Raw genomic sequence first — 25,067 nt, forward strand, 5'->3', positions numbered from 1 at the left:
TACTTATAATTATGTACAGTATACCCTCTTTTCCGCAAGATAGCAAAATCTTTTTCCCATGCTAAAAAAATCTTAAGTTTCTTAATAACTTTTGTCATAATCCGGTATATTTTCCTTTTTTTGTGAAATGCTAAATCTATGCAGAATCCAGGCAGTAAAATATTTCCGGGATTCCAGATTTTCTTAACTTTAAATTATCTCTTAATGGAGGATTCAATATGGAAAAACATACTGTCAGTGCTTCCCTCACCGACAATACAAAATATATGAACCGGGCTCTTCCCGTAAAAAAAAGCTTTGATATTATCGAACGAACTCTGATCATCGGCGGACAAAATAGTGCCTTTTATTTTATTGATGGTTTCACCAAAGATGAAATCATGCTGAAACTTATGGACTCCTTCCTCAATATTTCCGCCGATGATATGCCAGAGGATGCAACTTCCTTTTCTACAAGCTGCATCCCCTATGTAGAAGTTGATATTCTTGGTGACTTTGACAGCATTTTCAAAAATCTTCTGTCCGGTGTCACCTGTCTTTTTATTGACGGCTATGAAGCCGCTATTGCCATCGACTGCCGTACTTACCCGTCCCGCAGCATCGAGGAACCCGATAAAGACAAATCCCTGCGCGGTTCCCGTGATGGCTTTGTGGAAACAATCGTATTCAATACTGCCTTGATGCGCCGCCGGATCCGCGATCCGCATCTGATCATGGAAATGTATGAAGCCGGCACTTCCACACGCACCGACGTAGCTCTCTGCTATATGTCCGACCGTGTAGACCGCGAACTTCTGACCACGATCCAGAACAAACTGGAAGAAAGCAAATCCCAGGATCTGAAAATGAGCCAGCAATCTCTTGCGGAAGCTCTCTTTCAGCGCAAATGGTACAATCCATTTCCAAAATATAAATTTACCGAACGTCCAGACACAGCCTGCGCCTGCCTGATGGAAGGAAAAGTGATCATCCTTACTGATACCTCCCCATCTGCACTGATCCTGCCAACCTCCATCTTTGATATGATCGAAGAGGCAAATGATTACTACTTTCCGCCAATCACCGGAATCTACCTGAAAATATCCCGTGTACTGATCACACTGCTGACTGTCTTCATGGTTCCACTCTTTCTGCTCTTTATGCAGAACCCGGCATGGGTACCGGAGATCTTCCGCTTCGTTCTGATCGAAGATACGGTCAACATCCCCCTGATCTTCCAGATCCTGATCCTGGAGCTTGCCATCGACGGACTCCGCCTCGCCGCCCTCAACACTCCGAGTATGCTCAGCACCCCTCTCAGCGTCATCGCCGGTATCGTCATGGGGGAATTCTCCGTCGAATCCGGCTGGTTCAACAGCGAGATCATGCTCTACATGGCATTCGTCTCCATCGCCAACTACACCCAGCCAAACTTTGAACTAGGCTACGCATTAAAATTCATGCGTCTCCTGCTCCTTATCCTCACCGCCATCTTCAACCTCCCAGGATTCCTCACAGGCTGCCTCATCGTCATCTTCTGCATCACCTTCAACAAAACCCTATCCGGCCGTAGTTACCTGAACGTAAAATTAAACTAATCCCCTGTAGCCTGCAACAAAATTGCAGGCTACACCTACATAACCTTCACCTTCCCACAACTCCCCCTTCCCACCACTACCTAAATCTCCTCAACCGGTTATCAGTCCAGCCTTGTAAAAAAACGCCTCTCTAATACAATAAATCCGGCGACCGGGATCAAAAAAATAGTGTTCAATTCCATTGTGCAAGAGCATTACGATGAACCTCTGAGGGCGAAAATTGTGTCAGCAAAGGCTTCCACAATTTTTGAGTTTCATCTCCATTGCACAATAAGTGAATTGAACACTATTTTTTTGATCCCGGTCGCCAACACAACCTATATTTTAACGCCTCTTTTTTACAACCCTACTTCGTCGTACTTCCAAATCCCCCGTTTCTGACTGCCGTCGCATCGTCATCCACAGTAATTCCATACTCAACAAAAATCCCCTGCATAAAGCCTGTCCCTTTTCCAAGCTCTACCGTTTTATTCTCATTGGTATCATTCGTCAGTTTCGCAAAGATATGACCTTCATTATCAGAATAGAAATAATCGCTGTCAATAATTCCTACCGTATTATTCAGCTGCAGACGGAACTTGAATCCAAGTCCGCTTCTCGGATAGCATTTGAGCACCCAGTTTTCTTCCATTTCCACACGAATCCCTGTCGGGATCTTGATCGTCTTTCCCGGCTCGATCACAAAATCATCCGGTGCATAGAAATCATATCCTGCACTTCCTGCCGTTGCACGCTTCGGCAATTTGATTTCTTCATATAAAGCCTTGATCTGATCCTCTGTATACTGCTCACCAAAGGTATCCTTCCATCCTTCCATAAACTGTTCCAGACTTACTTTGTGAAATTTAGCAATTCTCTTCATGTAATACAATTTCTCCTTTTCCTAATGTCTCCGGTACGTTAATGACCATCTGGTTCGCGCTGCCTTTCCAGTGCAGATCCAGTTCTTTCTTCTCAACCTCGAATTCTCCGTCCACCAGAACGTCCAGATAATTTACAATATCCATATTCTTGATATCTTTCCATTCATAACCGGTGTAAAGCCAGATCGTCTTTGACGGAAATTTTTCTTTAATCTCTTTTGCCAGCATCATGACCTCATAGGCATTTGCCGAATGCAGCGGGTCGCCTCCACTGAATGTGATCCCACTGATATAATCCTTCTCCAGTTCTTCAAAAATCTCTGCCTTCGCCTTTTCATCGAAGAAAAGCCCACCATTCGGATCCCAGGTCACCGGATTATGGCATTCCTTACAGCAATGGTCACATCCTGCAACCCAGAGGACAACCCGCAGGCCATCCCCGTTGAGCATATCATCTTTTGTTATATTATGGTAACGCATTTACATACTTTTCCTTTCTGCAATTTCTGCCATCTTGGCATCATTGAGTCTGGTATCTCCCTTGACTCTCGAATAAGACAGATATCCGTTCATACGGTCAATCTTCGTCAGATTCTTACTTCCACATACCGGACACACATCCATAGACAGCTCTTCATGACCACAGTCATCACAGTAGGCAAGTGACAGATTAACACCCTCATAAAATCCCATATTCATTGCACGGCGTACCAGTGATTTGATAGCCTCTTTGTTATAATTGATCGGGTATTTTACATACTGGATCTTTCCACCGTTACACAGATCCCAGAAACGGTTTTCCAGATCCTGCTTTTCGATCGGTGTAATATTCTCGGTTACATGACAGTGAAAACTGTTGCTCACATACGCCCTGTCCGATACATTTTCCACGATTCCATATTTCTTACGGAACTGCTGTACCTGCACACCACACAGATTCTCAGCCGGTGTTCCGTAAATCGCATACAGATAGCCGTCTTCTTTTTTAAATTCATTGACCTTCATGTTGATATATTCCATGGTCTTGATGGCAAATGCTCCATCCTCTACCAGGGACTTTTTATTATAAAGCTGCTGTAATTCATTGAGTGCTGTAATTCCAAAGGAAGCGGTTGCCGATTTCAGCACCGGTTTAATCTTGTCATGGATCTTCAGATGTCCGCCATAGAAACCACCCTCACAGTAGGCAAGCGGATTCGTAGAAGCACGCAGCTCTCCGAGGTATTCGTAAGTACGGATATGAAGCTTCCGGATCAGTTCCAGGTAATAATCCAGTACTTCAAAGAAATCTCGGTTCTCCTGTCTGGATTTGGCAAGGATCATCGGAAGATGGAGACTGACCGCACCGATGTTGAACCTTCCGACAAATACCGGCTCATCCTTTTCGTCCACCGGATTCATACCGCCTCTTTCATACCATGGAGATAAGAATGCACGGCATCCCATCGGACTGATGACTTTTCCGTAGCGCTTGTAAATACTCGGCACATAGCCTTTTCCGGTAAGGCTGAGCCAGTCCGGATACATAGTCTTTCTGGAGCACTCAATTCCGGCTTCAAAAAGATCTTCTCCCGGCTTTCCAGGTCCATGTAAATTTTCATCATAAAGGAACACGATTTTCGGGAAAAGTACCGGTTTTTTATGTCCCGGCTTTCCCTGTCCTCCTGCTCTTACTTCCAGCATCGTCTTTGTGACAAGCTTTCCGTATTCGCTGATATTGGTTCCGCTGGTCATGGTAATAAATGGATAGTCTCCACGGCTTGAGGATACGGAGTTGAACTTATACTCCCATCCCTGGAATCCCTGCTCCATCTCTTTTTCCAGATCCTTCCATGCAATCTCCTGTGCTACTTCTTCCGAAAGTCCGAGGCTTCTGTATTTGTTCAGATGATTTTCATGGGAACGCTTCGCATAAGGCTCCAGGATCTCATCTACGCTCGGCACGGTAAATCCTCCGTACTGCTGGCTTGCCGCACTCAGTACGATATCTCCGATCACATCAAATGCCGTATCCAGTGTCTTTGGCTCATTGTACCAGAGATTTCCCATCTCAAATCCACCGGTCAGTACGCTTTTCACATCAAAGAGACAACAATTCATCGTATCTCTTCGGGCTGACATATCATGGATATAAATATATCCTTCCCGGATTGCCTGTAATTCTTCCACCGTCAGGAAAAATTTCTTATATAATTCTTTGTTCAGCTCATTGAAGATCAGGCTTCGCTTGGTCGATACCAGTGCACTGTCTGTATTACTGTTCTCTTTGTCCCCGATATACATGATCGACTGGCTTTTCTTATAAACCTCGTCAAGCATCTGCACAAAATCCTGCTTGTAATTCCGATAGTCCCGGTAACTTTTTGCCACGATCGGATTCACTTTCTCAAGCGCTCCCTCTACAATATTGTGCATCTCCGGAATCCGGATCTCATGCACTCCGAGTTCTTCTACCTTTTCTTCTACAAAATGACAGATAAAATCAATATCTTTCTGTGAAAATTTGATCAGTGCACGATATGCAGACTTATTGACTGCCACAACGACTTTTTGCACGTTAAATTCTTCTTTTGTCCCGTCTTTTTTTACAACTTTCACATTGTTTAAGCTCATCTTGTTCTCCTTTCTGATAACTACAATATATTGTATTCTATTTAAAATGTATACTATATCTTGACCGTTTTCCTCTATTTTAGCACTATCACAGCGAGAGCGTCAATCTGTGAAAATAACCAATTTTCCGACAGCCAGACAACCAAATCTTCTACAGGCATATTCCTGAAAATCCATTGACATTTTATACCGGACAGGCTTCTCCTTCTGTATTCAGACAATAGCCTTTCATTTTGAAAATCCTCGAATAATTTTTCCAAAACCTTTGGAGATACAAAAAAAGATAAGCCGAAACTGTTTCCTTTTCTGCTTATCTCTTTAATTCATAATCTTGTATTTTTTTAGTTTCCACACTCAATACTGATTTCATTAAACATCGTCAGGATTTCATCGATCGAGGTATCCTCTTTATCTTTTCCTGCCTTATCCATCACACAATGTCCCTGATGCATCATGATCAGACGATTACCGTATTCTACTGCATAGCGGAGATTGTGTGTAACCATAACCGTTGTCAGATTTTTTTCTTTTACAATCTTATCGGTCAGCTCCATAATCAGTTCTGCTGTCTTTGGATCCAGCGCAGCAGTATGCTCATCCAGGATCAAAAACTCGATTGGTGTCATTGTAGACATCAGCAGTGCCATCGCCTGGCGCTGTCCTCCGGAAAGTGATCCGACTTTGACATGAAGCTTATCTTCCAGTCCAAGACCAAGCTGGGCGAGCTGTTCTCTGTAATAATCAATACGTGCCTTATTCGTTCCCCGTCCAAGTCCGTAGAACCTTCCTTTATTGTCCGCAAGAGACATATTTTCCAAGATCGTCATGGACGGACAGGTTCCCATAGATGGATTCTGGTACACGCGTCCGATCTTCTGGTTTCTCTTGTATTCTTTTACCCTTGTGATATCTTTTCCATCGATCAGGATCTGTCCGGATTCTACCGGAATACTTCCGCAGATGATATTCAGCATCGAAGTTTTACCGGAACCGTTACTTCCTACTACGGATACAAATTCGCCCTGATTGATCGTCAGATTGAAGTCCTCAAAAAGACACATCTCATTGACTGTACCCGGATTATAATATTTGTGGATATTTCTAAGCTCCAGCATTCTTCTTCACCTTCTTCTTTCTCTCCATACTAAGCACCAGAATTACCAGGAATAATACGGCTGTGATCAACTTCATATCCTGCGGTTCGAAGTTCTTCAGTGCGATTGCCACACAGGCCTTGTAAATGATAGAACCGATCAGTACAGCTGTCGTTGTTTTTACAAAACTGATTTTTTTGAAAATACTGGTTCCGATGATAACACTTGCAAGACCGATTACCATCGCCCCTGTACCACTGGAAATTTCAAATACACGTTCTTCCTGACAGAAAATACATCCCGCAAGCGAACACAGCCCGTTTGCGATCGCAAGTCCCAGGATTTTCACATTTCCTTCATCCTTTGCCATTGCAGTTACCAGTTTATCGTTATCTCCGACTGCGCGGAGCAGGTATCCGGACTTGGTATTCAGATAAAGGTCGAGAATGATTTTCACAATTAACGCAATGATCAGAATGATGAGCAATGTAGAGTAAGCGGAAAATCCTGACGGAAGCAGCTTATCCAGTGTATCATTTTTAAAGATTGTCTTCTGGGAAAACAATGGTACATTGGCTGTTCCTGCCACACGAAGGTTGATCGTCCAGAGCGCTGTCATCATAATGATACCTGAAAGCAGATCTCTTACCTTGCATTTGACATGGATCAGTCCGGTACAGATACCGGCTGCCACACCTGCTGCAAATGCAGCCGGAAGGGTCAGATACGGGTTCGCTCCTTTTGTGATCATAAGCGCCGTTACGGCAGCTCCTAATGGAAAGCTGCCATCTACGGTCAAATCTGGAAAATCCAGAATTTTGTATGTTATATAAATTCCCAATGCAAGGATTCCGTAAATCAGTCCCTGCTCCAAAATCGATACTGCAAAGCTCATTGCATTGCTCCTCACTTTTCTAATTCAAATTTAGTTTTCGCTGATAGAATCGTATGTCTCTACTGCGCTGTTTTTCAGATTGTCTTCCACTGTGATTCCAAGATTTTCTGCTACTTTTGTATTCAGGTAAAGTCCTGCTTCTGTGATCGTCTCAAATGGCATTTCAGATGCTTTCTTTTCTCCTTTGAGAACCTTTGCTGCCATCTTACCTGTCTGTTTGCCAAGTGCTACATAATCAAGGCCTTCTGCTGCCAGGCATCCAAGCTTCACCTGTTCGATCTCACTTCCGAATACCGGGATATTTGCTGCATTTGCCTTATCCAGAATGGTTGCAAGTGAGCTTACTACCGTGTTATCTGTCAGGTTGCTGATGCAGTCTACCTGTGACAGAAGATCGTCTGTTGCAAGTGCGATTTCTGATGTATTTGTAATTCCCTTTTCTACAAGTTCAAATCCATAGTCACCGACTTTTTCTTTGTATTCAGCAATTGCAGATACGCTGTTTGCCTCACTTGTTGTATAGAGGATACCAATCTTCTTTGCATCCGGAAGAAGTTCACGGATCATTTTCAGCTGTGCTTCAATCGGAAGTTTATCACTGGTTCCTGTGACTTCTCCAACCGGGTTTCCTTTATCATCTGCAAGCTCTGCTGCTTTCGGATCTGTAACTGCAGTATAGATAACCGAAATATCCGTATCCATCGCAGCATTGTATGCTGTCTGTGCACTTGGTGTTGCGATTCCGCAGATCAGATCTACTTTATCGGATACAAAACTGCTTGCAATCTGTGATGCAGTTCCCATATCTGCTGCCGAGTTCTTGTATTCAACATTCAGATTCTTTCCTTCCTCGATACCTTCTTCTTTCAGTCCCTCTAAAAATCCTTCACGGCAGTTATCTAAAGATCCGTGCTCTGCAAACTGGGAAATACCGATTGTATAGCTCTTTTCTCCATCTGCTGTCTTGGAATCCGACTTGCTTCCACATCCTGCCATCATTGTTGCTGCCATTGCCATTGTTAATAATACTGCGATTGTTCTCTTTTTCATAATTTTGTTCTCCTCTTCTTGATAAATAATTTTCTTTGTTAGCTTTCAAGAGAAGGTGTTTCTTGATTCCGCGCCGTACCACAACAGGAATACATATGTAACATCCTGCCGGAGACTTTTTATTTATCAGGAAAGGTTTTCCTGGTAAATAAAAAACACCCCAATCCTTCTACGGATTGAGGCGACTAATATCTTCTACTAACGCGGTACCACTCAACTTTAACAGTTTCCTGTCCTCTTTTATGTACTAACATACATCCCTTATTGATAACGGGTTTGGTTCCCGACAAACCATACTCTCAATTGTCTGATTTCAGGCTGCCCTCGAAAGTCCATTCAATTATCAACTCCATACAGCAATCCCACCGCCTGCTGCTCTCTGTGATATCGTTCGATAACCTACTCCTCTTTCTCAACGGTTTTACAATCTATGGTTAATATATTACCTCTTTATTCTCTGTTTGTCAACCTGGTTTTTGGAATTTTTCAGATTTTTTCACTCCATTTTCTCAGCTTCCTGAAAAATTTCCTGATAACATACCCCGTAATTATCTAAAATCAGCGAAAAAATCTTACGGTTCTTTTCATATTCCATCCCCAGCTCAAGATAAGCCTTAAGATGCAATAATGCCCCCAGAAGATAGACTCTGTCGTCTTCTGTTTTATAAAATTCATACAAACGGTAAATACTGATTATGAGGAGTTCTTCTTTATCCACTCCAAGTCTTTCACATTCATTCACCGCAAGCTTTATCGCCTCAATATCTGTTCTGTACGATTCCCAATCCATTTCTCTCCCCCCTTTTTTAATCATATCCTATCACGGCGTTTTTGTAAAGTTAACTTGCATATAATATCATTCTTTTTTCAAATTGAAATGCTACACTACTTTTATGAAGGAGAGATACAGCATGGAAAAGAATTTCGGTACACGCGTTCGGCAGGCACGTCACAAAGCCGGTCTTACACAGGCAGCACTAGCAGAAAAACTAAATCTTGATGAGACAACAATAAGCCGGATTGAAAATGGCAGCCAGGCAACATCCTTTGCAACCATGCTTAATTTTTCAGAAGCATTAGATGTCAAATTTGATTATCTGATCTGTGACTACCTGGATGATTCAATTCATTCAAAGGATCCGATCAATGCCGAGATCCTGGATATGATCACACCGCTTCCTGATAATTATAAACGATTGATCCGTGATAATATCCGACAGTTGTTAGAAAAGATTCCACCAGAGATGGGCGAAAAATAAATGTAGTCTATGCCACCACGGAGGAGAAAAAAATCCTATAGATTCAAGTTGAATCTATAGGATTTTTTCTCTTCCGGGGCGCTCTGGGTTACTGGTTGTAACTGTTCTTCGCCCATTTGTATCGTGTTCGACAGAGAGGCAGTGTTACCCTCTGCGTTGTCCGTGTTCGTTCTGACCTGTACGGGCGGCACGCAGCACGTGAGAGGCGAGTACAGAGGTTGTGACGTTTCCTACTCCTCCCGGAACCGGTGTGATATGGGATACTTTTTCCCAGACATTTTCGTAGTCCACATCTCCGCAGAGGGTTCCGTCTTCCAGTACGTTGATTCCGACATCCGCTACCACCGCTCCTTCGGCGATCATATCGGCGGTGATATGGTTTGCCCGTCCGATTGCAGCTACTATTATCTCTGCTTCGCGACATCTGTCCGCCAGATCTTTTGTGCGTGAATGGCAGATAGTTACAGTTGCATTCTGTCCAAGCATCAGCATGGAAAGCGGTTTTCCAACAACCATGCTTCTTCCGATGACGGTCACTCTTTTCCCCTGGAGTTCAATTCCATAGTGATTCATAATGTGCATCACTGCCTCAGAAGTACAAGGCGCATAAGCAGTTCTGTCACCTTCGAATATTTTTGCAAGATTTACAGGACTCATTCCATCCATATCCTTTGCCGGGTCGATCATCTGTCTGATCTTCTCTACATCGAGCTGCTCCGGAAGCGGCTGGAACAAAAGAATCCCGTGAACCTCCGGATCTTTATTGATCTTACAGAAAGCATCCTCAAATTCTTCCTGTGAAATATCTTCTGGCAGTTCTGCAATGCGGCACTCGATTCCGATCATTTCCATTCTCTTTTTTGCTCCACGTTCGTAGGCAAGATCATTTTCTTTCGCTCCTACCCGAATGATCGTAAGGCATGGATTTACTCCCGCCGTATTCAACTCTTCTCTTTCTCTGATCAGCTTTTCTTTCATGGCTTTTGCCACTTCAGCCCCTCGCATCTGTATGCTCATGTCTTCCTCCTGTCTGTCTTATCTGTTACGATCTGATACCCTTAAGTACAGCATCATAAGTTGTCTCTTTCAGTTCTTTGCCTGTCGCAATCAGTTGATCAGCCAGATAATTCAGTCTTTCAGCTTCTTCCTGATCCTTCATCATCTTTGTATTGATAAAAATATTAAGAGAAGCTCCTTCAAGGGCTGCCTGTGCAAAGAGGATTGCAACTCCTGCATCGCTGACAGCAAGCCTGCTTCCTTTTTCCCCCAGCACCCGGATCATCTCCATAGTATCTACAATTGTTTTCATGATACACAGTGGTGCTTCTGCCGCATTTTTAAGTGCGGCCTCCATAACTTTTTCCTTCTCTGCCTGTTCTTCCTCTGTCTCTTTTGGCATTCTGTAAGCCTTTGCCAGTGGTTCAAAAGCCTCGGCATCTTCATCTACCATCCGGACCAGATCCTGCTTCTTCTGCTCAAGTTTTTCTCTTATCTCTAGAATTTCTTCTTCAACATCCGCATATTTCTTTTTTCCGACAGTCAGATTTGTAACCATAAGTCCCAAAGCTGATGCGAACGCTCCGACTGCTGCCGATGCACCGCCACCTCCCGGAATCGGTGCTGACGATGAGAGCTGTTCCAAAAAATCAGTTGTTTTCTGCTCCAATAACATATTTTTCCTCCCGCTTATTTTTGCTTTCCTATTATAGCAAAGGATTTCTCTTCTGAAACATAGTACTTTCTGATATGCCTTTCAGGATATCGGTATATGAAATTCTATCTGAATCCTAATGAAAATCCGGTGTCCCCACCATATCATACGGGGTTGCCTGATAAACATAGTAATTCAGCCAGTTTGCATACATACAGTTACCATGTGCTCTCCATGTAAGAAGTGGCTTCTGTGTGCTGTCATTGTCTGGATAATAATTCTCCGGCATTTCAATCGGAAGTCCTTTGCTCAGATCCCGCTTATACTCCTGATCCAGTGTCACTCGGTCGTACTCCGGATGTCCCATCACAAAAATCTGTCTTCCATTCTGTGCCATGATAAGGTATGCTCCTGCCTTTTCCGACTCTGCCAGAATCATCAGTCTCTCATCTGCACGGATCTTCTCAATTGGCACATCTGTATGTCTCGAATGCGGTGCATAAAATACATCATCAAATCCACGTACCAGAGGAATCTTACGGTTCATAACCTTATGTTCAAAGATACCGAAAAGCTTTTTGTCCAGCTGTACTTTATTAATCCCATAATGATAATAAAGTGCTGCCTGTGCTCCCCAGCAGAGATGGATCGTTGAAGTAACATGCGTCTTTGTCCACTCCATGATCTCTACAAGTTCTTCCCAGTAATCCACCTCTTCAAAAGGCATCTGCTCTACCGGTGCTCCGGTTATGATAAATCCGTCAAATTTCTGATCTTTTACATTTTCAAAATTCTCATAAAACCGGTTCAGGTGATTCGCTGAAGTATTCTTTGAAACATGATTTTTCACTGCCAAAAACACAATGTCAACCTGCAGCGGTGTATTGGAAAGGGAGCGCAGAAGCTGAAGTTCTGTATCCTCTTTCAGTGGCATAAGATTCAGAAGTCCGATCTTGATCGGACGGATGTCCTGATGAACCGCACGGTTCTCATCCATTACAAATATATTTTCTTTTTCCAGTATTTCTTTTACCGGAAGGTCATTCTGTACACGAATTGGCATTTCTGCTTACTTCCTCTCTTTTTTATTTTCCCCGTTTTTTACCGCTGTATCATTTTCTTCCGGATTTTCTCTGACAAATCTTCCGCTATCATCCACATAACTCTTTTCCCCATACTCCGAAGTCTGAAGCGGAAGCTTTTTCTTCTCCAGCAAATGATTGATCAGCATTGTAATAATATAATAAACTACTGCAAATGTAGGCACGCCCATGATCATTCCTACAAATCCAAACAGACCGCCTCCGAGCAGGATTGAAAATACAACCCAGAATGCAGATAATCCGGTCGAATTGCCCAAAATCTTCGGTCCGATCACATTTCCATCAAGCTGCTGCAGCACAAGAATGAAGATCAGGAAATACAAGCCCTTGATCGGATCATTCAGCAAAATCAGAACGGCACTCGGAATAGCACCGATATACGGTCCGAAGAAAGGAATGACATTGGTCACACCAACGATTACACTGATCAAAAGTATGTACGGCATCTTCAGGAGCGTAAGTCCAAAGAAGCAAAGCACTCCGATAATCATAGAATCAATGATCTTTCCAATAATAAATCCACCGAAAATCTCATTGCTTTTCTTTGTCAGATGCAGGATCATATTGGCATGATCTGTACGGAACACTGCATAGACGATCTTTTTACTCTGTGCGGAAAATGTTTCCTTACTGAACAGAATATAGACTGATACAATAAGACCAATCAGAAAATTCAGGATCTCACTGACAAAATTGATGATCCCAACCGTCAGGTTTGACATCACTTCATTAACCTTGGTTAAAAGATCCTGTTTGATCCAGTTCTGTAATGCATCCGATCCCTTTTCTAACAGGTTACGTGCCATGACTCCGGCAGGACTGGTATCTTTCTGGATACTTATGATCTTCGTAACCATATCACTGATCTGTCCCGGCAGAGTCTGAACCATGTCACGGATACTTTTATAAAGTTCCGGAATCAGCATATTGCACAGTGCCAGGATCAAAGCAAGCAGCATAACCAGCGCTGCAAAAACACCGACACTACGCGAAACCTTCTTTGCCTTTTCCTGAGACATTTTCTTTTTTAATTGTGGAATCAGCCACCGGTCAATCTGCTTTACGATCGGATTCAGCAAATATGCGATCACCATTCCGTATAGGATCGGCTTTAACACATCAATTACTTTACTGACACCTACTGATATATCATCTATTCGGAGTAACAGAAAATAAAAGATCACACAAGCCGCAATAACAAGGAAAAAGGTAATCCCCTTCCTGAAATGCAGCAAAATCTTTGACGGCCCTCTGTTACCAAATTCCGGACGCTTTTCATAATACGCTGCCGATTTCTTCTTTTCCGGCTTCCCCGAAACCCCTTTCTCTACATTGTCTTTTTTTTCCATTTAATTTCCCTGTCTTTCTTCAAAAGTCCGATTTTTATTATACCTTCTTTCTAACACCCCCGTCAACCTCCCCAACCATCCTTTTCGCACCTTTTCTCTCATTCCTTGCACACAAACAAACAGGTGCAGGAGAAACTCTCCCACACCCATCACTTTCATCTACGCACATCCACAACTGAAAGTTGCACATTCCGTCTCATCACAGCTGCATGCCTTGCTGCCCTCCACACTGATCTTTCCTGCATGGCACTGGCATTCCTTATTGTACTGGCACTCCGTAGCCTTGCAGTCGATCTTGCTTGTCGGACCCGCCTCACCAGTCACATTACTGTAGGTGCCGCTTTTTCTTTCTTCAAAGCTGTCACAGCTTGTCTCTGCAGCTTTCCGTGCAGATTTTCCTCCCACCGTAATTGCGTTCAGATCACAATAAAAATCTTTGTTGTGCATACATGTCTGTACTGTACATTTTAATTCAGGCATAATGTTACCTCCTTTTTGAAAATCAGTATCATTATGCCCGAAAATTTTATTTCTTATTCAGATTTTATTTAAATCTCTATTTGTCGTCTTCTTTTTTTACTTCTCTTGCTGTCTTGGCCTGGATCTCCATCTTGATTGCCGCAAGGAAGTCAGCCAGTGTCTTCTGTCCTTCATCCCCTTCAAAACGGCTTCTTACAGATACCAGTCCGTCCTCTTCTTCTTTTGCTCCGACAACCAGCATGTACGGGATCTTCTTCATCTGTGCTTCACGGATCTTGTATCCGATCTTCTCTGCACGTGTATCAATCTCTGCACGAACACCTGAATTGTTCAGTTCATCCAGAACCTTCTGTGCATAATCCATATATTTGTCTGAAATCGGAAGTACCTTAACCTGTACCGGTGCAAGCCATGTCGGGAATGCTCCCGCAAAATGCTCGATCAGGATACCGATAAATCTTTCGATTGATCCGAAGATTACACGGTGGATCATGATCGGACGATGCTTCTCACCATCTGCTCCTGTGTATTCAAGGTTAAATCTGAGCGGAAGCTGGAAATCAAGCTGGATGGTTCCACACTGCCATGTTCTTCCGATAGAGTCTTCCAGATGGAAGTCGATCTTCGGTCCGTAGAACGCTCCATCTCCTTCATTTACTACATATGGAAGTCCCAGATCGTCCAATGCGCCGCGAAGGGCTTTTGTAGCCATATCCCAATCTTCATCGCTTCCCATGCTGTCTTCCGGTCTTGTAGAAAGTTCTACATGGTATTTAAATCCAAACAGGCTGTAAACTTCATTGATCAGTTTTACAACGCCTTTGATCTCATCACGTACCTGCTCTGGTGTCATGAAGATATGTGCATCATCCTGCGTAAAGCATCTTACACGCATCAGTCCATGAAGCTGTCCTGATTTTTCATGACGGTGGACCAGTCCAAGTTCTCCCATACGAAGCGGAAGGTCACGGTATGAACGTGGTTCAGATTCATATACAAGAATTCCTCCCGGGCAGTTCATCGGTTTGATGGCGAAATCTTCATCATCGATCACAGTTGTATACATGTTGTCTTTGTAGTGATCCCAGTGTCCTGATGTTTCCCAGAGATGGCGGCTTAACATGATTGGTGTTGAAATTTCAACATATCCGGCTTTTTTGTGGATCTCTCTCCAGTAATCAAGCAGCTGGTTCTTCAGTTCCATTCCTTTTGGAAGGAAGAATGGGAATCCTGGTCCTTCTTCTCTCATCATGAAAAGTCCAAGTTCTTTTCCAAGTTTTCTATGATCACGCTTCTTTGCTTCTTCCATCATATGCAGATATTCTTCAAGTTCTGCTTTCTTCGGATAAGAAGTACCATAAACTCTCTGAAGCATCTTATTTTTTTCACTTCCGCGCCAGTAAGCTCCTGCAAGGCTTGTAAGTTTGAATGCTTTTACCGGTTTTGTGCTCATCAGGTGAGGTCCTGCACAAAGATCTGTAAATTCTCCCTGTGAATAGAAGCTGATTACGGAATCTTCCGGAAGGTCTTCGATCAGTTCCACTTTATATGGTTCATCTTTTTCTTTAAAATATGCGATTGCTTCCGCTCTTGGCATTGTATATTGTTTAATTGGAAGATCTTCTTTAACGATTTTCTTCATCTCAGCTTCGATCTTTTCCAGGTCTTCTGTTACAAGCGGAGTCTCACGGTCAATATCATAATAGAATCCGTCTTCAATTGAAGGTCCGATCGCAAGTTTTGTATCCGGATACAGTCTCTTGATTGCCTGTGCCATAATGTGAGATGTTGTGTGACGGAATGCACCTTTTCCTTTTTCATCATTGAATGTAAGAATGTTCAGCTCACAGTCTTTGTCGATCACAGTTCTTAAATCAACAACTTCTCCGTCAACTTCTCCTGCTGTTGCAACCCTTGCAAGTCCTTCACTGATATCTTTTGCAATATCAATTACAGACATGCTCTGTGCATATTCTTTGCTTGATCCATCTTTTAATGTGATTTTCATAGTCTTTTTGTTCCTCTCTTTATTTTATAATTTCTGATTATACAACATTTTTCTGTGCAAGCTCCGGATCCGGATGTTCTCCTGACCATCCTGCCTGTGGCATAGTTGCCAGTCTCGATACATCCTCTTCGCTGATCTCAAAATGGAACAGATCCATATTCTGTTTCATCCGCTCCATCGAAGATGATTTCGGAAGCGGAATGATATCATTCTGAAGCAGGAATCTCAGACACAGCTGCGCCGGTGAAACCTGATACTTTCCGGCAAGTTCAAGGATCAGTCCATCTTCCAGAATCCGCCGTCTTCCGATCGGGCTCCATGCCTGCATCTGAATACCATGCTCTTTACAATACTGCACAGCAGCCTGCTGCATATAACCCGGATGCAGTTCCAGCTGGTTGACAACTGGTTTTACAGTTCCATTCTCCAGAATGTTCTTAATATGGTGCGGAAGGAAGTTGCTGAGTCCAAGTCCCCGGATCTTCCCTTCTTTCTGAAGTTCTTCCATCGCCCTCCAGGTCTCAAGATCCAGTTCTTTCCAGTTCTCACAGTCAGCCGACGGTCTTGGCCAGTGGATCAGATAGATGTCCAGATAATCGGTACCAAGTCTTTTCAGACTCTTTTCTAATGCATCCTTTGTCTGCTGATATCCCATTTCATCTTTCCACATTTTGGATACAAGGAAGAAATCCTCTCTTGGAAGATTGCTTTCACGGATTGCCTGACCTACAAACTCTTCGGTCTGATAAAAGGATGCGGTATCAAAATAGCGATATCCTGCTTCTATGGCAGTCTTTAAAATCTCCACGTTATTCCCTTCTGCCGCTTTGTAGGTTCCAAAACCAACGCATGGGATTTTCATATCATTGTTCAGCTTGAAACAATCGTAAATACTTTCCATCAGATCATCCTTTCTGTAAACTAAAAAACCTCTGCAACAGAAATATCTGCTGCAGAGGACGAGTTACTTTGTATACCCGCGGTTCCACCCCGCTTGTCCTGATTTCCAGGACCTCTTTGTGGATGATAACGGTATCCAGCCGGACTGTTTTACAGCCGCTCGGAGGTGGTCTTCAAACGCTTCTGTAATAAGAGGCTCTCAGCCTAAGACCTCTCTCTCTGGGATTCTTCCTGCGTTCTACTCTTCTCTTCATCGCATTTGCTAACATTATACCATGGGATTTTCATTTGTCAACACGTTCAAAAAATGTATTGAAAATTTCTATCAGAACCTATTTGTTCTTACCACAGCATTTTTTATATTTTTTACCACTTCCGCACGGACATGGATCGTTTGGATAAACTTTCTTTTCCACGTGGATTGTACGTGCGTTTTTCTGTTCTTTGTAAAGGACTTTTTTCTTTTCTTCTGTAAAGATCTTATCCCACTGTGGCAGTTCATACAGCCAGTCAGCTTTTGCATCTACCATGTTCTTGTAAAGCAGTTCTTTATCAAAAGCAAGACTTACCTCAGTGTCCTCATCCATTGTCTCAATTGGATTAGCCACTTTCAGGCTGTCGTTGATTCCATCAAGGAATCCTGTCATTGTAAATACATTAATGCCATATTTTTCAGCAAGTTCCTTTACAGTTCCTTTTACTTCTTCGTCTGGATTCTCAAGCAGCTTTTCATAGATCTCTTTTTCAGTCTGGAAATAGGTTCCCCAGAACTTCTGCAGAGAAGCTTTATCCATCTCTTTCGAGTAAGCGGTATCTCTCCACTGTTCTAATAATGTACTCATACTGTAAATTCTCCTTTTTATTCTTTATCACTCCATATATCATACAGCATTTTTCGACTGTTTGCAAAACATTTTCTTGTAGAAATTGTTTTTTATCTATATAATAGAGATAAAGTATAGTACGAAGGTGGTTGTTATGAAAAAATTCAAGCGTTTTGCAGCTCTTATCTGTGCAATTCTTCTGTTCCTGATGTACGTCAGCACTCTGGTATTTGCATTTATCGACAAATCCAGATCATTAGGACTTCTGAAAGCATCTGTTGCCTGCACGATTCTTGTGCCGGTTATGAGTTACGCCTATATCCTGGTTTATCGTCTGATCCACAGGAATGATGACGACTTTCACAGTGAATATTAATGTCTCATACATAAAGCTCTGCCATCATCCAGGCAGGGCTTTTTTCTTCGCCGAATCTGCCACCGAATCGTTTTTTCTCCTGTTCTCTGATCTTCTGTCTCTTATTTAGATATTCTTCCATGGAAATGACTTCCTGTGTGCTGATATTCTTCTCTTTCTGCATATCTTGTTACCTCCTGTCTACAGTTTTTTCGTCTGTCTGCCTTCTGGTATAAGCCTCATCCGGCATTTCCCCGACATCTTTAATATATGTTCTTATTTTCTGATTTATGACTTTTTCTTTTTTATTTTAAGAGTATAGCCGTGTTCTGTGACCTTACTATGGAGATTCTCTAAAAAAATCATAAGTTGTTTCTTAAGAAAATATGATTGACAACACCACGTCAATTCACTAAACTAGACATAGTGAGTAGTAAGAAAGGAAGAACATCATGAACAATTTGCAGATACCGGAGAATTACCATTCTCCACTTACGATCCGCGAGACTGAAGTGGCTATCAAAGAAGTAAAAGACCACTTTGAACGCGCACTTGCCAAATCTCTGCATCTGACGCGTGTATCCGCTCCTCTTTTCGTCCGCCCGGAATCCGGACTGAACGATAACCTGAACGGAGTAGAACGCCCGGTTGCATTTGGCATCAAAGAACAGGAAGACCGCGAAGTTGAGATCGTCCACTCTCTTGCAAAATGGAAACGTTACGCCTTAAAGCGCTACGGCTTTCATTCAGGAGAAGGACTTTATACTGATATGAGCGCTATCCGCCGAGATGAAGATACTGACAACATCCATTCCATCTATGTTGACCAGTGGGACTGGGAAAAAGTAATTTCCAAAGAAGAACGCAACATGGAGACACTGGAATACACCGTAGGAAAAGTATACAGTGCACTCAAAGAAACCGAAGCCTACATGGCACGCCGTTACAATTATATTGAAGAATTCCTTCCGGATGAAATCAGCTTCATCACATCCCAGGAACTGGAAACCATGTATCCTGACAAGACACCAAAGGAACGTGAATACCACTTTGCCAAAGCCAAAGGTGCCGTATTCATCAAACAGATCGGTAAGACCCTTGCCTCCGGACAGCGTCATGACGGACGTGCACCGGACTACGATGACTGGGAACTGAACGGTGATATCATCGTCTACTATCCGGTACTCGATATCGCACTGGAGCTTTCTTCCATGGGTATCCGTGTCGATGAAGATGCACTCCGCCGTCAGTTAAAGGAAGCCGGCTGCGAAGAACGCGCCGAGATGGATTTCCAGAAAGCATTACTGAACGGAAAACTTCCGTACACAGTCGGAGGCGGAATCGGACAGTCCCGAATCTGTATGTTCTATCTCCGCAAAGCCCACATCGGAGAAGTCCAGTCCTCCATCTGGCCGGACGACGTCCTCGAAGAAGCCGCATCCCGCGGAGTGTACTTACTGTAATACATAACCAACCATTATCACAATTTGATAATTTACCACAAAAATGAGGCAGGACTTAAAAAAGCCCTGCCCCTTTTTTATATTCCTATTTATTTCTGAAGATGATATCATGTCTTCCCGGTCCATTAGAAACCATTGTGATCGGATATCCGATCTCTTTCTCGATAAATTCGATGTAGTTTCTGCAGTTCTCCGGAAGATCTTCGTATTTCTTGATTCCTCTGATGTCGCATTTCCATCCCGGAAGTGTCTTGAGTACTGGTTTTGCTTTCTCAAGAAGATGTGTTGTCGGGAATTCTGTTGTAACTTCTCCGTCAATTTCGTATCCTACACATACCGGAATTTCATCCAGGTATCCAAGTACGTCGACAACAGTAAATGCTACATCTGTAGTTCCCTGCATACGGCATCCATATTTGGATGCTACACAGTCAAACCATCCCATACGTCTCGGACGACCTGTTGTTGCGCCGAATTCTCCGCCGTCTCCACCACGTCTTCTAAGTTCATCTGCTTCTTCGCCAAAGATCTCACTTACAAAGGCACCTGCTCCTACTGCACTTGAGTAGGCTTTACATACTGTAACGATCTGTTTGATCTCATACGGCGGGATTCCGGCACCGATTGCACCGTAAGCTGCCAGTGTAGAAGAAGAAGTTACCATTGGGTAAATTCCATGATCCGGATCCTTTAATGTTCCAAGCTGTCCTTCAAGAAGAATTTCTTTACCTTCCTTGAGTGCTTCGTTAAGATACAGAGAAACGTTACATACATACGGTGCTACCATTTCTTTGTATTCCATCAGTTCCTTATATAAATCATCAGGATTGATTAACGGTTTGTGATACAGATGTTCCAGCATAACATTCTTCTGCTCTGCTACACGGTTTACCTTTTCTCTAAGTTCAGCTTCGTCTTCAAAAAGCTCGCTGATCTGGAAACCGATCTTTGCATACTTGTCTGAATAGAACGGTGCAATACCAGACTTTGTAGATCCGAACGACTTTCCGCCCAGTCTCTCTTCCTCATATGCATCAAAATTCTTGTGATAAGACATCACCATCTGTGCACGGTCTGACACCAGAATCTTCGGCATCGGAACATCTCTGTCAATGATTGACTGGATTTCCTTGAAAAGAACCGGGATATCTACAGCGACACCATTGCCGATGATACTGGTTGTATGTCCGTAGAAAACTCCTGACGGTAATGTATGAAGAGCGAATTTGCCATAATCATTGATAATTGTATGTCCGGCATTTGCTCCACCCTGGAAACGAATGATAATATCTGCTTTTTCGGCAAGCATATCTGTGATCTTACCTTTTCCTTCGTCTCCCCAGTTCGCACCTACTACTGCTTTAACCATAATAAATCCTCCTGCGTGTTCTTGGCTATCTGTGAAATATCTCCACAGTGTCATCCCTCTTTTCATCGGGATAACTCCTACTTATAAATATAATCAATGTCCCTTATAAAGACACCGATTGAATTATACTACATTTCAAATAAAAAGTACACTCTTATTTTCAGCTACTTCCCGAAAATTCCGCATTTTTCTTGATTTTACTGCTCTCTGAGTGTTTTCCTACATCAGCGGTGCCACAATTCTTAAAACCTGACCATATATTTTCACAAAAGTGCTCCGGTTTCTGACCTCTGTCATCGTTATTTTCTGACATTTTGCAAGGGTCTCCTGGAAATCTTTTTCAATATCACGCACCACCGGATTGCGGTAAATGAAAACACCGCATTCAAAATGCAGATAAAGACTGCGGTAATCCAGATTGATACTGCCTACTGTCGCCGTATCATCGTCTGAAGTAAATACTTTTGCATGAACAAATCCAGGCGTATATTCATAGATCTCTACCCCGCCTGCGATCAGTTCCTCATAATAAGTCTTCGCAAGATAAAATGCATACGGCTTATCCGGAATATGTGGCATAATAATCTGCACTTCTATTCCACCTTTTGCAGCTCTTGTCAGCGCATCAATCATCTCATTGTCCAGGATCAGATACGGTGTCATAATATGCACATACTTCTTCGCATGATTCAGGATGTGGAAATACACTTCTTCTCCTACATTCTCATGGTCAAACGGACTGTCTCCATATGGGATGATGTAACCGTCTTTGCGGCTGAACCCCGGCTGCTTTTCTGTCAGATACTTTGCATAATCCTCCGGCTGTCTCTCCGTAATATTCCACATCTGCAGGAACATCATGGTAAAACTCTGCACGGCATCGCCTTCGATTTTGATCGCTGTATCTTTCCAGTGTCCGAACCGGACTTTCTTGTTGATATATTCATCTGCCAGATTGACACCTCCGGTAAATGCAACCTTTCCGTCAACCACACAGATTTTCCGGTGATCCCGGTTATTCTGGCTGGTAGAAAGGATGGGTACGATCGGTCCAAATTCCTTGCACTGGATTCCATATTCCCTGAGCTGCTTCGGATACTCATACGGCAAAAGGCTGATACTGCAGGTTCCGTCATACATCAGGCGTACTTCCACGCCCTCTTTCACCTTTTTACGCAGGACCTCCAGGACAGTGTCCCACACATATCCTTCTCCGATAATAAAATATTCCATGAAAATAAATTTTTCTGCCTTATTCAATTCCTCGATCAGAACCGGAAATTTGTCATCTCCCAGTGGAAAATACTGTGCCTGTGAGTTCCCATAAGTCGGAAATCCCACCTGGTTATAAAGAAAATGTGACAGATTGGCATTCGCAACCCTTCCACCTTTCATCGCATGGACGACATATTCATTCTGCTGCATATAAGGTTCAGTCTCCACTCGAAGCTTCTCCAGTCTGGCACCCAGATATTTGGTTCCGATTCCTGCTTTTGTAAACAGATAAAATCCAACTCCGACCACCGGGACAAGGAACACAAACAGGATCCACGTCATCTTAAACGCCGGATTCCCTTTTTCATTGAAAATATAAATCGCTGTGATAAAAGAAAGAAGCGATATCACTCCGTTCATATAGGTACTGTAATTTCCCAGATATGTAAAAGTGAGAACCATAATACCAATCTGAAGAAGAATCAGCAGAAGAATAATCGCGGTATGGCTGTACACTGCACCAAATACTTTTGTCTTGGCACGTTCTTTGACTGTCTTACTGGTATCATGGTATTTTGTAATTTCTCTCATGCGCGGTCTTCCTCTCTTTAGATACTATTTTATATCGTAACACAATTTTTATTCTTTCACAACATTCCAGCTGCTTATAATCGTACAACACTTCCTTATTTTTGTTGTTTTTCTGGTTCTTTTATAAATATTTTACTTTCCCTTTTCAAATAAAAGTATTACAATAAAATTATTCATGTATACTATATTTCATGACGAACTATCTCATCTGCCATATCTGACAGGACGAGATCAAGAAAGGAGCAGCAACATGGCTAAAAATTTTGGTAAAATCCTGCTCGGACTGACTGCCGCAGGCGCAGCTGGTGCCGGTGCATATTACTGGTTAAAGAACCGACATAATGAAGAACCGGAAGACGAGTTCGATGACTCTTTTGAAGAGGATGATTTTGAACTGGATGATGATCTTGGCGAAGTGCCTGAGCGTGGTTACACAACTCTTACTCCATCTTCTGCAAAGGAAGAAACCTCTGAAGAGTCTAAAGAAAAAACTGACGATGCAGAAGCCGGACCAGAAGCCGCTTCCCAGACACCGGAAACTGATTCCGAAGAATCCGATCCGGCTTCAGAAGAAGTTTAAGAAAGAACTTTTCTTACAGCTTATCATTTTCTGCATAAAACCAAAACCCGGAAGAATTTTTCATTCTTACCGGGTTTTTCATTGCCATTTCTTTTCAAAAACTGTCGACTAACACATTATTTACAATTAAATTCTGAGCAAGACTGCTTTCTTTATTTTGGCAGCTTGAATGAACTCTTCAGCGAAACGATTCTGTTAAATACCAGATGTTCTTTAGACGAATCATGAGAATCCACGCAAAAATATCCCTGACGTACAAACTGGAAGCTATCATATGCTTTTGCATCTGCAAAATTTGATTCTACAAAGATTTCTTTCTCTGCAAGAGAATTCGGATTCAGGTTCAGGGAACCGTCTTCTTTATTGTAGACACCCTTTTCTTCGTCGATCAGGTTCTCATACAGTCTTACGGTTGCCGGAAGTGCTGTACTTGCCTCTACCCAGTGGATCGTTCCTTTTACTTTTCTTCCTGTGAATCCGGAACCACTCTTTGTCTCTGGATCATAAGTACAATGTACAACAGTTACATTACCGTCTTCATCCTTTTCAAATCCTGTACAGGTTACAAAGTAAGCATTCATCAGACGTACTTCGTTGCCTGGGAACAGACGGAAATATTTCTTCGGAGGCTCTTCCATAAAGTCTTCTCTCTCAATATAAAGCTCTCTTCCAAATGGAAGCTGACGGCTTCCAAGTTCTTCATTCTCAAGATTATTCGGTGCATCCAGATATTCAATCTGTCCTTCTGGATAATTGTCGATCACAAGCTTGATCGGATCAAGAACTGCCATCATACGTGCTCTCTTAAGCTTCAGATCCTCACGGATACAGTATTCGAGCATTGCATAATCTACAGAGCTCTGCGCTTTGGAAACTCCGCACAGGTCAACGAACATCTTGATAGATTCCGGTGTGAATCCACGGCGACGAAGTGCTGCGATGGAAACCAGTCTCGGATCATCCCAGCCGTCCACAATCTTATCTTCTACAAGTTTCTTGATGTAACGCTTTCCTGTAACTACGTTCGTCAGGTATAATTTTGCAAATTCGATCTGACGCGGTGGATTTGCAAATTCACATTCTCTTACTACCCAGTCATAAAGTGGTCTGTGATCTTCAAATTCCAGTGTACAGATAGAATGTGTAATTCCTTCGATTGCATCCTCGATCGGATGTGCAAAATCGTACATCGGGTAGATGCACCACTTATCACCCGTATTGTGATGTGTCATACGGGCTACACGGTAGAGGATCGGATCTCTCATATTGATATTCGGTGATGCCATATCAATCTTCGCACGGAGAACCTTCTCTCCGTCTGCATACTTGCCTGCACGCATATTTTCAAAAAGCTCCAGGTTCTCTTCCACACTTCTGTCACGGTACGGACTGTCCTTTCCCGGCTCTGTCAGAGTTCCTCTGTACTCTCGGATCTGATCCGCTGTCAGGTCACAGACATAAGCTTTTCCTTTCTTGATCAGTTTGATCGCATACTCATACATCTGATCAAAATAATCAGATGCAAAGTAAAGGTGATCTCCCCAGTCAGCACCCAGCCACTTGATATCCGCTTTGATAGACTCAACGAACTCTGTCTTTTCCTTTGTCGGGTTGGTATCGTCAAAACGCATATGGAAAGTTCCGTTATACTTCTGTGCAAGTCCGTAGTTTAAAAGGATAGACTTTGCATGTCCGATGTGAAGGTATCCGTTCGGTTCCGGTGGGAAACGGGTACATACATGATCGTATACGCCTTCTGCAAGATCTTTTTCAATTTCCTGTTCTATAAAATTCTTTGATACAGCTTCTTCTGCCATTGAAGTTCCTC

The 25,067-nt window shown here is 42.8% G+C and carries 24 protein-coding genes and 2 other annotated features; of the genes, 5 read left to right on the forward strand and 19 right to left on the reverse strand.

The annotated features are described in order from the left end of the window. The first annotated feature begins 218 nt into the window (after positions 1–218). On the forward strand, positions 219–1,577 hold the full coding sequence (locus PGZ10_RS03675; protein WP_195250373.1) for a spore germination protein: 1,359 nt from the start codon (positions 219–221) through the stop codon (positions 1,575–1,577). A 346-nt stretch (positions 1,578–1,923) separates the two neighbouring features. Here PGZ10_RS03675 and PGZ10_RS03680 read toward each other — a convergent pair whose 3' ends face one another. From PGZ10_RS03680 to PGZ10_RS03710, 7 genes are all read right to left on the reverse strand, one after another. Beyond that, the gene (locus PGZ10_RS03680) at positions 1,924–2,439 is read right to left on the reverse strand and encodes a deoxyuridine 5'-triphosphate nucleotidohydrolase (protein ID WP_008374818.1); all 516 of its coding nucleotides are present in this window, start codon (positions 2,437–2,439) and stop codon (positions 1,924–1,926) included. Then, positions 2,423–2,920, reverse strand: coding sequence for an anaerobic ribonucleoside-triphosphate reductase activating protein (nrdG, locus tag PGZ10_RS03685; protein ID WP_008374816.1), 498 nt, complete (start codon positions 2,918–2,920; stop codon positions 2,423–2,425). Before nrdG ends, PGZ10_RS03680 begins: the two co-directional genes overlap by 17 nt. After that, positions 2,921–5,053 (reverse strand): anaerobic ribonucleoside-triphosphate reductase, encoded by a 2,133-nt coding sequence (gene nrdD / locus PGZ10_RS03690; protein WP_270540716.1) that lies wholly within the window; start codon positions 5,051–5,053, stop codon positions 2,921–2,923. It abuts the gene before it with no gap. Between the two features lie 341 nt (positions 5,054–5,394). Beyond that, on the reverse strand, positions 5,395–6,168 hold the full coding sequence (locus PGZ10_RS03695) for an ABC transporter ATP-binding protein (protein WP_008374812.1): 774 nt from the start codon (positions 6,166–6,168) through the stop codon (positions 5,395–5,397). Then, complete coding sequence (locus tag PGZ10_RS03700) at positions 6,155–7,042, reverse strand: ABC transporter permease (RefSeq protein WP_055158458.1); 888 nt, start codon at positions 7,040–7,042, stop codon at positions 6,155–6,157. Before PGZ10_RS03700 ends, PGZ10_RS03695 begins: the two co-directional genes overlap by 14 nt. A 30-nt stretch (positions 7,043–7,072) precedes the next feature. Next, positions 7,073–8,092 carry an ABC transporter substrate-binding protein gene (locus PGZ10_RS03705; protein ID WP_270540717.1) on the reverse strand — a complete coding sequence of 340 codons (1,020 nt, stop codon included), beginning with the start codon at positions 8,090–8,092 and terminating at the stop codon, positions 7,073–7,075. Positions 8,093–8,266: 174 nt separating this feature from the next. After that, positions 8,267–8,517, reverse strand: a binding site (T-box leader). 71 nt (positions 8,518–8,588) lie between these two features. Further along, on the reverse strand, positions 8,589–8,882 hold the full coding sequence (locus tag PGZ10_RS03710; protein WP_195250375.1) for a hypothetical protein: 294 nt from the start codon (positions 8,880–8,882) through the stop codon (positions 8,589–8,591). A 121-nt stretch (positions 8,883–9,003) separates the two neighbouring features. Between PGZ10_RS03710 and PGZ10_RS03715 the strand changes: the two genes are divergently transcribed. Further along, positions 9,004–9,351 carry a helix-turn-helix domain-containing protein gene (locus tag PGZ10_RS03715; RefSeq protein ID WP_022220545.1) on the forward strand — a complete coding sequence of 116 codons (348 nt, stop codon included), beginning with the start codon at positions 9,004–9,006 and terminating at the stop codon, positions 9,349–9,351. A gap of 144 nt (positions 9,352–9,495) precedes the next feature. Here PGZ10_RS03715 and PGZ10_RS03720 read toward each other — a convergent pair whose 3' ends face one another. From PGZ10_RS03720 to PGZ10_RS03755, 8 genes are all read right to left on the reverse strand, one after another. Continuing rightward, positions 9,496–10,368 (reverse strand): bifunctional 5,10-methylenetetrahydrofolate dehydrogenase/5,10-methenyltetrahydrofolate cyclohydrolase, encoded by an 873-nt coding sequence (locus PGZ10_RS03720; RefSeq protein WP_270540719.1) that lies wholly within the window; start codon positions 10,366–10,368, stop codon positions 9,496–9,498. A 25-nt stretch (positions 10,369–10,393) separates the two neighbouring features. Beyond that, positions 10,394–11,023 (reverse strand): cyclodeaminase/cyclohydrolase family protein, encoded by a 630-nt coding sequence (locus PGZ10_RS03725; protein ID WP_270540723.1) that lies wholly within the window; start codon positions 11,021–11,023, stop codon positions 10,394–10,396. Between the two features lie 115 nt (positions 11,024–11,138). After that, positions 11,139–12,065: a homoserine O-acetyltransferase MetA gene (gene metA / locus PGZ10_RS03730; protein ID WP_008374805.1), complete on the reverse strand. Its 927-nt coding sequence runs from the start codon at positions 12,063–12,065 to the stop codon at positions 11,139–11,141. Between the two features lie 6 nt (positions 12,066–12,071). Beyond that, positions 12,072–13,454, reverse strand: a complete 1,383-nt coding sequence (locus PGZ10_RS03735; RefSeq protein WP_215633995.1) for an AI-2E family transporter — start codon at positions 13,452–13,454, stop codon at positions 12,072–12,074. A gap of 159 nt (positions 13,455–13,613) precedes the next feature. Further along, positions 13,614–13,934, reverse strand: a complete 321-nt coding sequence (locus PGZ10_RS03740; RefSeq protein WP_022220546.1) for a DUF1540 domain-containing protein — start codon at positions 13,932–13,934, stop codon at positions 13,614–13,616. A gap of 76 nt (positions 13,935–14,010) precedes the next feature. After that, on the reverse strand, positions 14,011–15,942 hold the full coding sequence (gene thrS / locus PGZ10_RS03745; protein WP_270540724.1) for a threonine--tRNA ligase: 1,932 nt from the start codon (positions 15,940–15,942) through the stop codon (positions 14,011–14,013). 37 nt (positions 15,943–15,979) lie between these two features. Beyond that, positions 15,980–16,843 carry an aldo/keto reductase gene (locus tag PGZ10_RS03750; RefSeq protein ID WP_117556267.1) on the reverse strand — a complete coding sequence of 288 codons (864 nt, stop codon included), beginning with the start codon at positions 16,841–16,843 and terminating at the stop codon, positions 15,980–15,982. 51 nt (positions 16,844–16,894) lie between these two features. Beyond that, positions 16,895–17,105, reverse strand: a binding site (T-box leader). Positions 17,106–17,174: 69 nt separating this feature from the next. Continuing rightward, positions 17,175–17,684, reverse strand: a complete 510-nt coding sequence (locus PGZ10_RS03755; RefSeq protein ID WP_022220547.1) for an SEC-C metal-binding domain-containing protein — start codon at positions 17,682–17,684, stop codon at positions 17,175–17,177. 136 nt (positions 17,685–17,820) lie between these two features. Here PGZ10_RS03755 and PGZ10_RS03760 point away from each other — a divergent pair, with 136 nt between their 5' ends. Next, a complete protein-coding gene (locus tag PGZ10_RS03760; RefSeq protein ID WP_022220548.1) occupies positions 17,821–18,042 on the forward strand; it encodes a hypothetical protein in 222 nt (73 codons plus the stop codon). Positions 18,043–18,046: 4 nt separating this feature from the next. Here PGZ10_RS03760 and PGZ10_RS03765 read toward each other — a convergent pair whose 3' ends face one another. After that, entirely contained in the window at positions 18,047–18,205 is a 159-nt protein-coding gene (locus PGZ10_RS03765) for a hypothetical protein (RefSeq protein ID WP_008374787.1), read from the reverse strand. Positions 18,206–18,473: 268 nt separating this feature from the next. Here PGZ10_RS03765 and asnA point away from each other — a divergent pair, with 268 nt between their 5' ends. Beyond that, positions 18,474–19,484, forward strand: coding sequence for an aspartate--ammonia ligase (gene asnA, locus PGZ10_RS03770; RefSeq protein WP_008374783.1), 1,011 nt, complete (start codon positions 18,474–18,476; stop codon positions 19,482–19,484). An 85-nt stretch (positions 19,485–19,569) separates the two neighbouring features. Here asnA and PGZ10_RS03775 read toward each other — a convergent pair whose 3' ends face one another. Further along, complete coding sequence (locus PGZ10_RS03775; RefSeq protein WP_195250379.1) at positions 19,570–20,853, reverse strand: adenylosuccinate synthase; 1,284 nt, start codon at positions 20,851–20,853, stop codon at positions 19,570–19,572. 219 nt (positions 20,854–21,072) lie between these two features. Then, complete coding sequence (gene cls, locus PGZ10_RS03780) at positions 21,073–22,659, reverse strand: cardiolipin synthase (protein WP_270540725.1); 1,587 nt, start codon at positions 22,657–22,659, stop codon at positions 21,073–21,075. 250 nt (positions 22,660–22,909) lie between these two features. On the opposite strand from cls, the gene PGZ10_RS03785 reads away from it, so the two are divergent. Continuing rightward, a complete protein-coding gene (locus PGZ10_RS03785) occupies positions 22,910–23,239 on the forward strand; it encodes a hypothetical protein (protein ID WP_270540726.1) in 330 nt (109 codons plus the stop codon). 152 nt (positions 23,240–23,391) lie between these two features. Here PGZ10_RS03785 and PGZ10_RS03790 read toward each other — a convergent pair whose 3' ends face one another. Then, a complete protein-coding gene (locus tag PGZ10_RS03790) occupies positions 23,392–25,056 on the reverse strand; it encodes a glutamine--tRNA ligase/YqeY domain fusion protein (protein ID WP_195250380.1) in 1,665 nt (554 codons plus the stop codon). Between the last annotated feature and the right edge of the window lie 11 nt (positions 25,057–25,067).

This window comes from Coprococcus sp. AF102-57, from assembly GCF_027686195.1.
In the GTDB taxonomy this organism is placed as follows: domain Bacteria; phylum Bacillota; class Clostridia; order Lachnospirales; family Lachnospiraceae; genus Allocoprococcus; species Allocoprococcus comes.

Bases quoted from the DNA above. Each gene is read 5' to 3' on its own strand.
- asnA (WP_008374783.1), top strand. From the start codon at position 18,474: ATGAACAATTTGCAGATACCGGAGAATTACCATTCTCCACTTACGATC.
- PGZ10_RS03735 (WP_215633995.1), bottom strand. From the start codon at position 13,454: ATGGAAAAAAAAGACAATGTAGAGAAAGGGGTTTCGGGGAAGCCGGAA.
- PGZ10_RS03700 (WP_055158458.1), bottom strand. From the start codon at position 7,042: ATGAGCTTTGCAGTATCGATTTTGGAGCAGGGACTGATTTACGGAATC.
- PGZ10_RS03675 (WP_195250373.1), top strand. From the start codon at position 219: ATGGAAAAACATACTGTCAGTGCTTCCCTCACCGACAATACAAAATAT.
- PGZ10_RS03785 (WP_270540726.1), top strand. From the start codon at position 22,910: ATGGCTAAAAATTTTGGTAAAATCCTGCTCGGACTGACTGCCGCAGGC.
- PGZ10_RS03710 (WP_195250375.1), bottom strand. From the start codon at position 8,882: ATGGATTGGGAATCGTACAGAACAGATATTGAGGCGATAAAGCTTGCG.
- nrdG (WP_008374816.1), bottom strand. From the start codon at position 2,920: ATGCGTTACCATAATATAACAAAAGATGATATGCTCAACGGGGATGGC.
- PGZ10_RS03750 (WP_117556267.1), bottom strand. From the start codon at position 16,843: ATGGAAAGTATTTACGATTGTTTCAAGCTGAACAATGATATGAAAATC.
- PGZ10_RS03755 (WP_022220547.1), bottom strand. From the start codon at position 17,684: ATGAGTACATTATTAGAACAGTGGAGAGATACCGCTTACTCGAAAGAG.
- PGZ10_RS03705 (WP_270540717.1), bottom strand. From the start codon at position 8,092: ATGAAAAAGAGAACAATCGCAGTATTATTAACAATGGCAATGGCAGCA.
- PGZ10_RS03720 (WP_270540719.1), bottom strand. From the start codon at position 10,368: ATGAGCATACAGATGCGAGGGGCTGAAGTGGCAAAAGCCATGAAAGAA.
- nrdD (WP_270540716.1), bottom strand. From the start codon at position 5,053: ATGAGCTTAAACAATGTGAAAGTTGTAAAAAAAGACGGGACAAAAGAA.
- metA (WP_008374805.1), bottom strand. From the start codon at position 12,065: ATGCCAATTCGTGTACAGAATGACCTTCCGGTAAAAGAAATACTGGAA.
- PGZ10_RS03775 (WP_195250379.1), bottom strand. From the start codon at position 20,853: ATGGTTAAAGCAGTAGTAGGTGCGAACTGGGGAGACGAAGGAAAAGGT.
- PGZ10_RS03725 (WP_270540723.1), bottom strand. From the start codon at position 11,023: ATGTTATTGGAGCAGAAAACAACTGATTTTTTGGAACAGCTCTCATCG.
- cls (WP_270540725.1), bottom strand. From the start codon at position 22,659: ATGAGAGAAATTACAAAATACCATGATACCAGTAAGACAGTCAAAGAA.
- PGZ10_RS03695 (WP_008374812.1), bottom strand. From the start codon at position 6,168: ATGCTGGAGCTTAGAAATATCCACAAATATTATAATCCGGGTACAGTC.
- thrS (WP_270540724.1), bottom strand. From the start codon at position 15,942: ATGAAAATCACATTAAAAGATGGATCAAGCAAAGAATATGCACAGAGC.
- PGZ10_RS03760 (WP_022220548.1), top strand. From the start codon at position 17,821: ATGAAAAAATTCAAGCGTTTTGCAGCTCTTATCTGTGCAATTCTTCTG.
- PGZ10_RS03715 (WP_022220545.1), top strand. From the start codon at position 9,004: ATGGAAAAGAATTTCGGTACACGCGTTCGGCAGGCACGTCACAAAGCC.
- PGZ10_RS03740 (WP_022220546.1), bottom strand. From the start codon at position 13,934: ATGCCTGAATTAAAATGTACAGTACAGACATGTATGCACAACAAAGAT.
- PGZ10_RS03790 (WP_195250380.1), bottom strand. From the start codon at position 25,056: ATGGCAGAAGAAGCTGTATCAAAGAATTTTATAGAACAGGAAATTGAA.
- PGZ10_RS03765 (WP_008374787.1), bottom strand. From the start codon at position 18,205: ATGCAGAAAGAGAAGAATATCAGCACACAGGAAGTCATTTCCATGGAA.
- PGZ10_RS03680 (WP_008374818.1), bottom strand. From the start codon at position 2,439: ATGAAGAGAATTGCTAAATTTCACAAAGTAAGTCTGGAACAGTTTATG.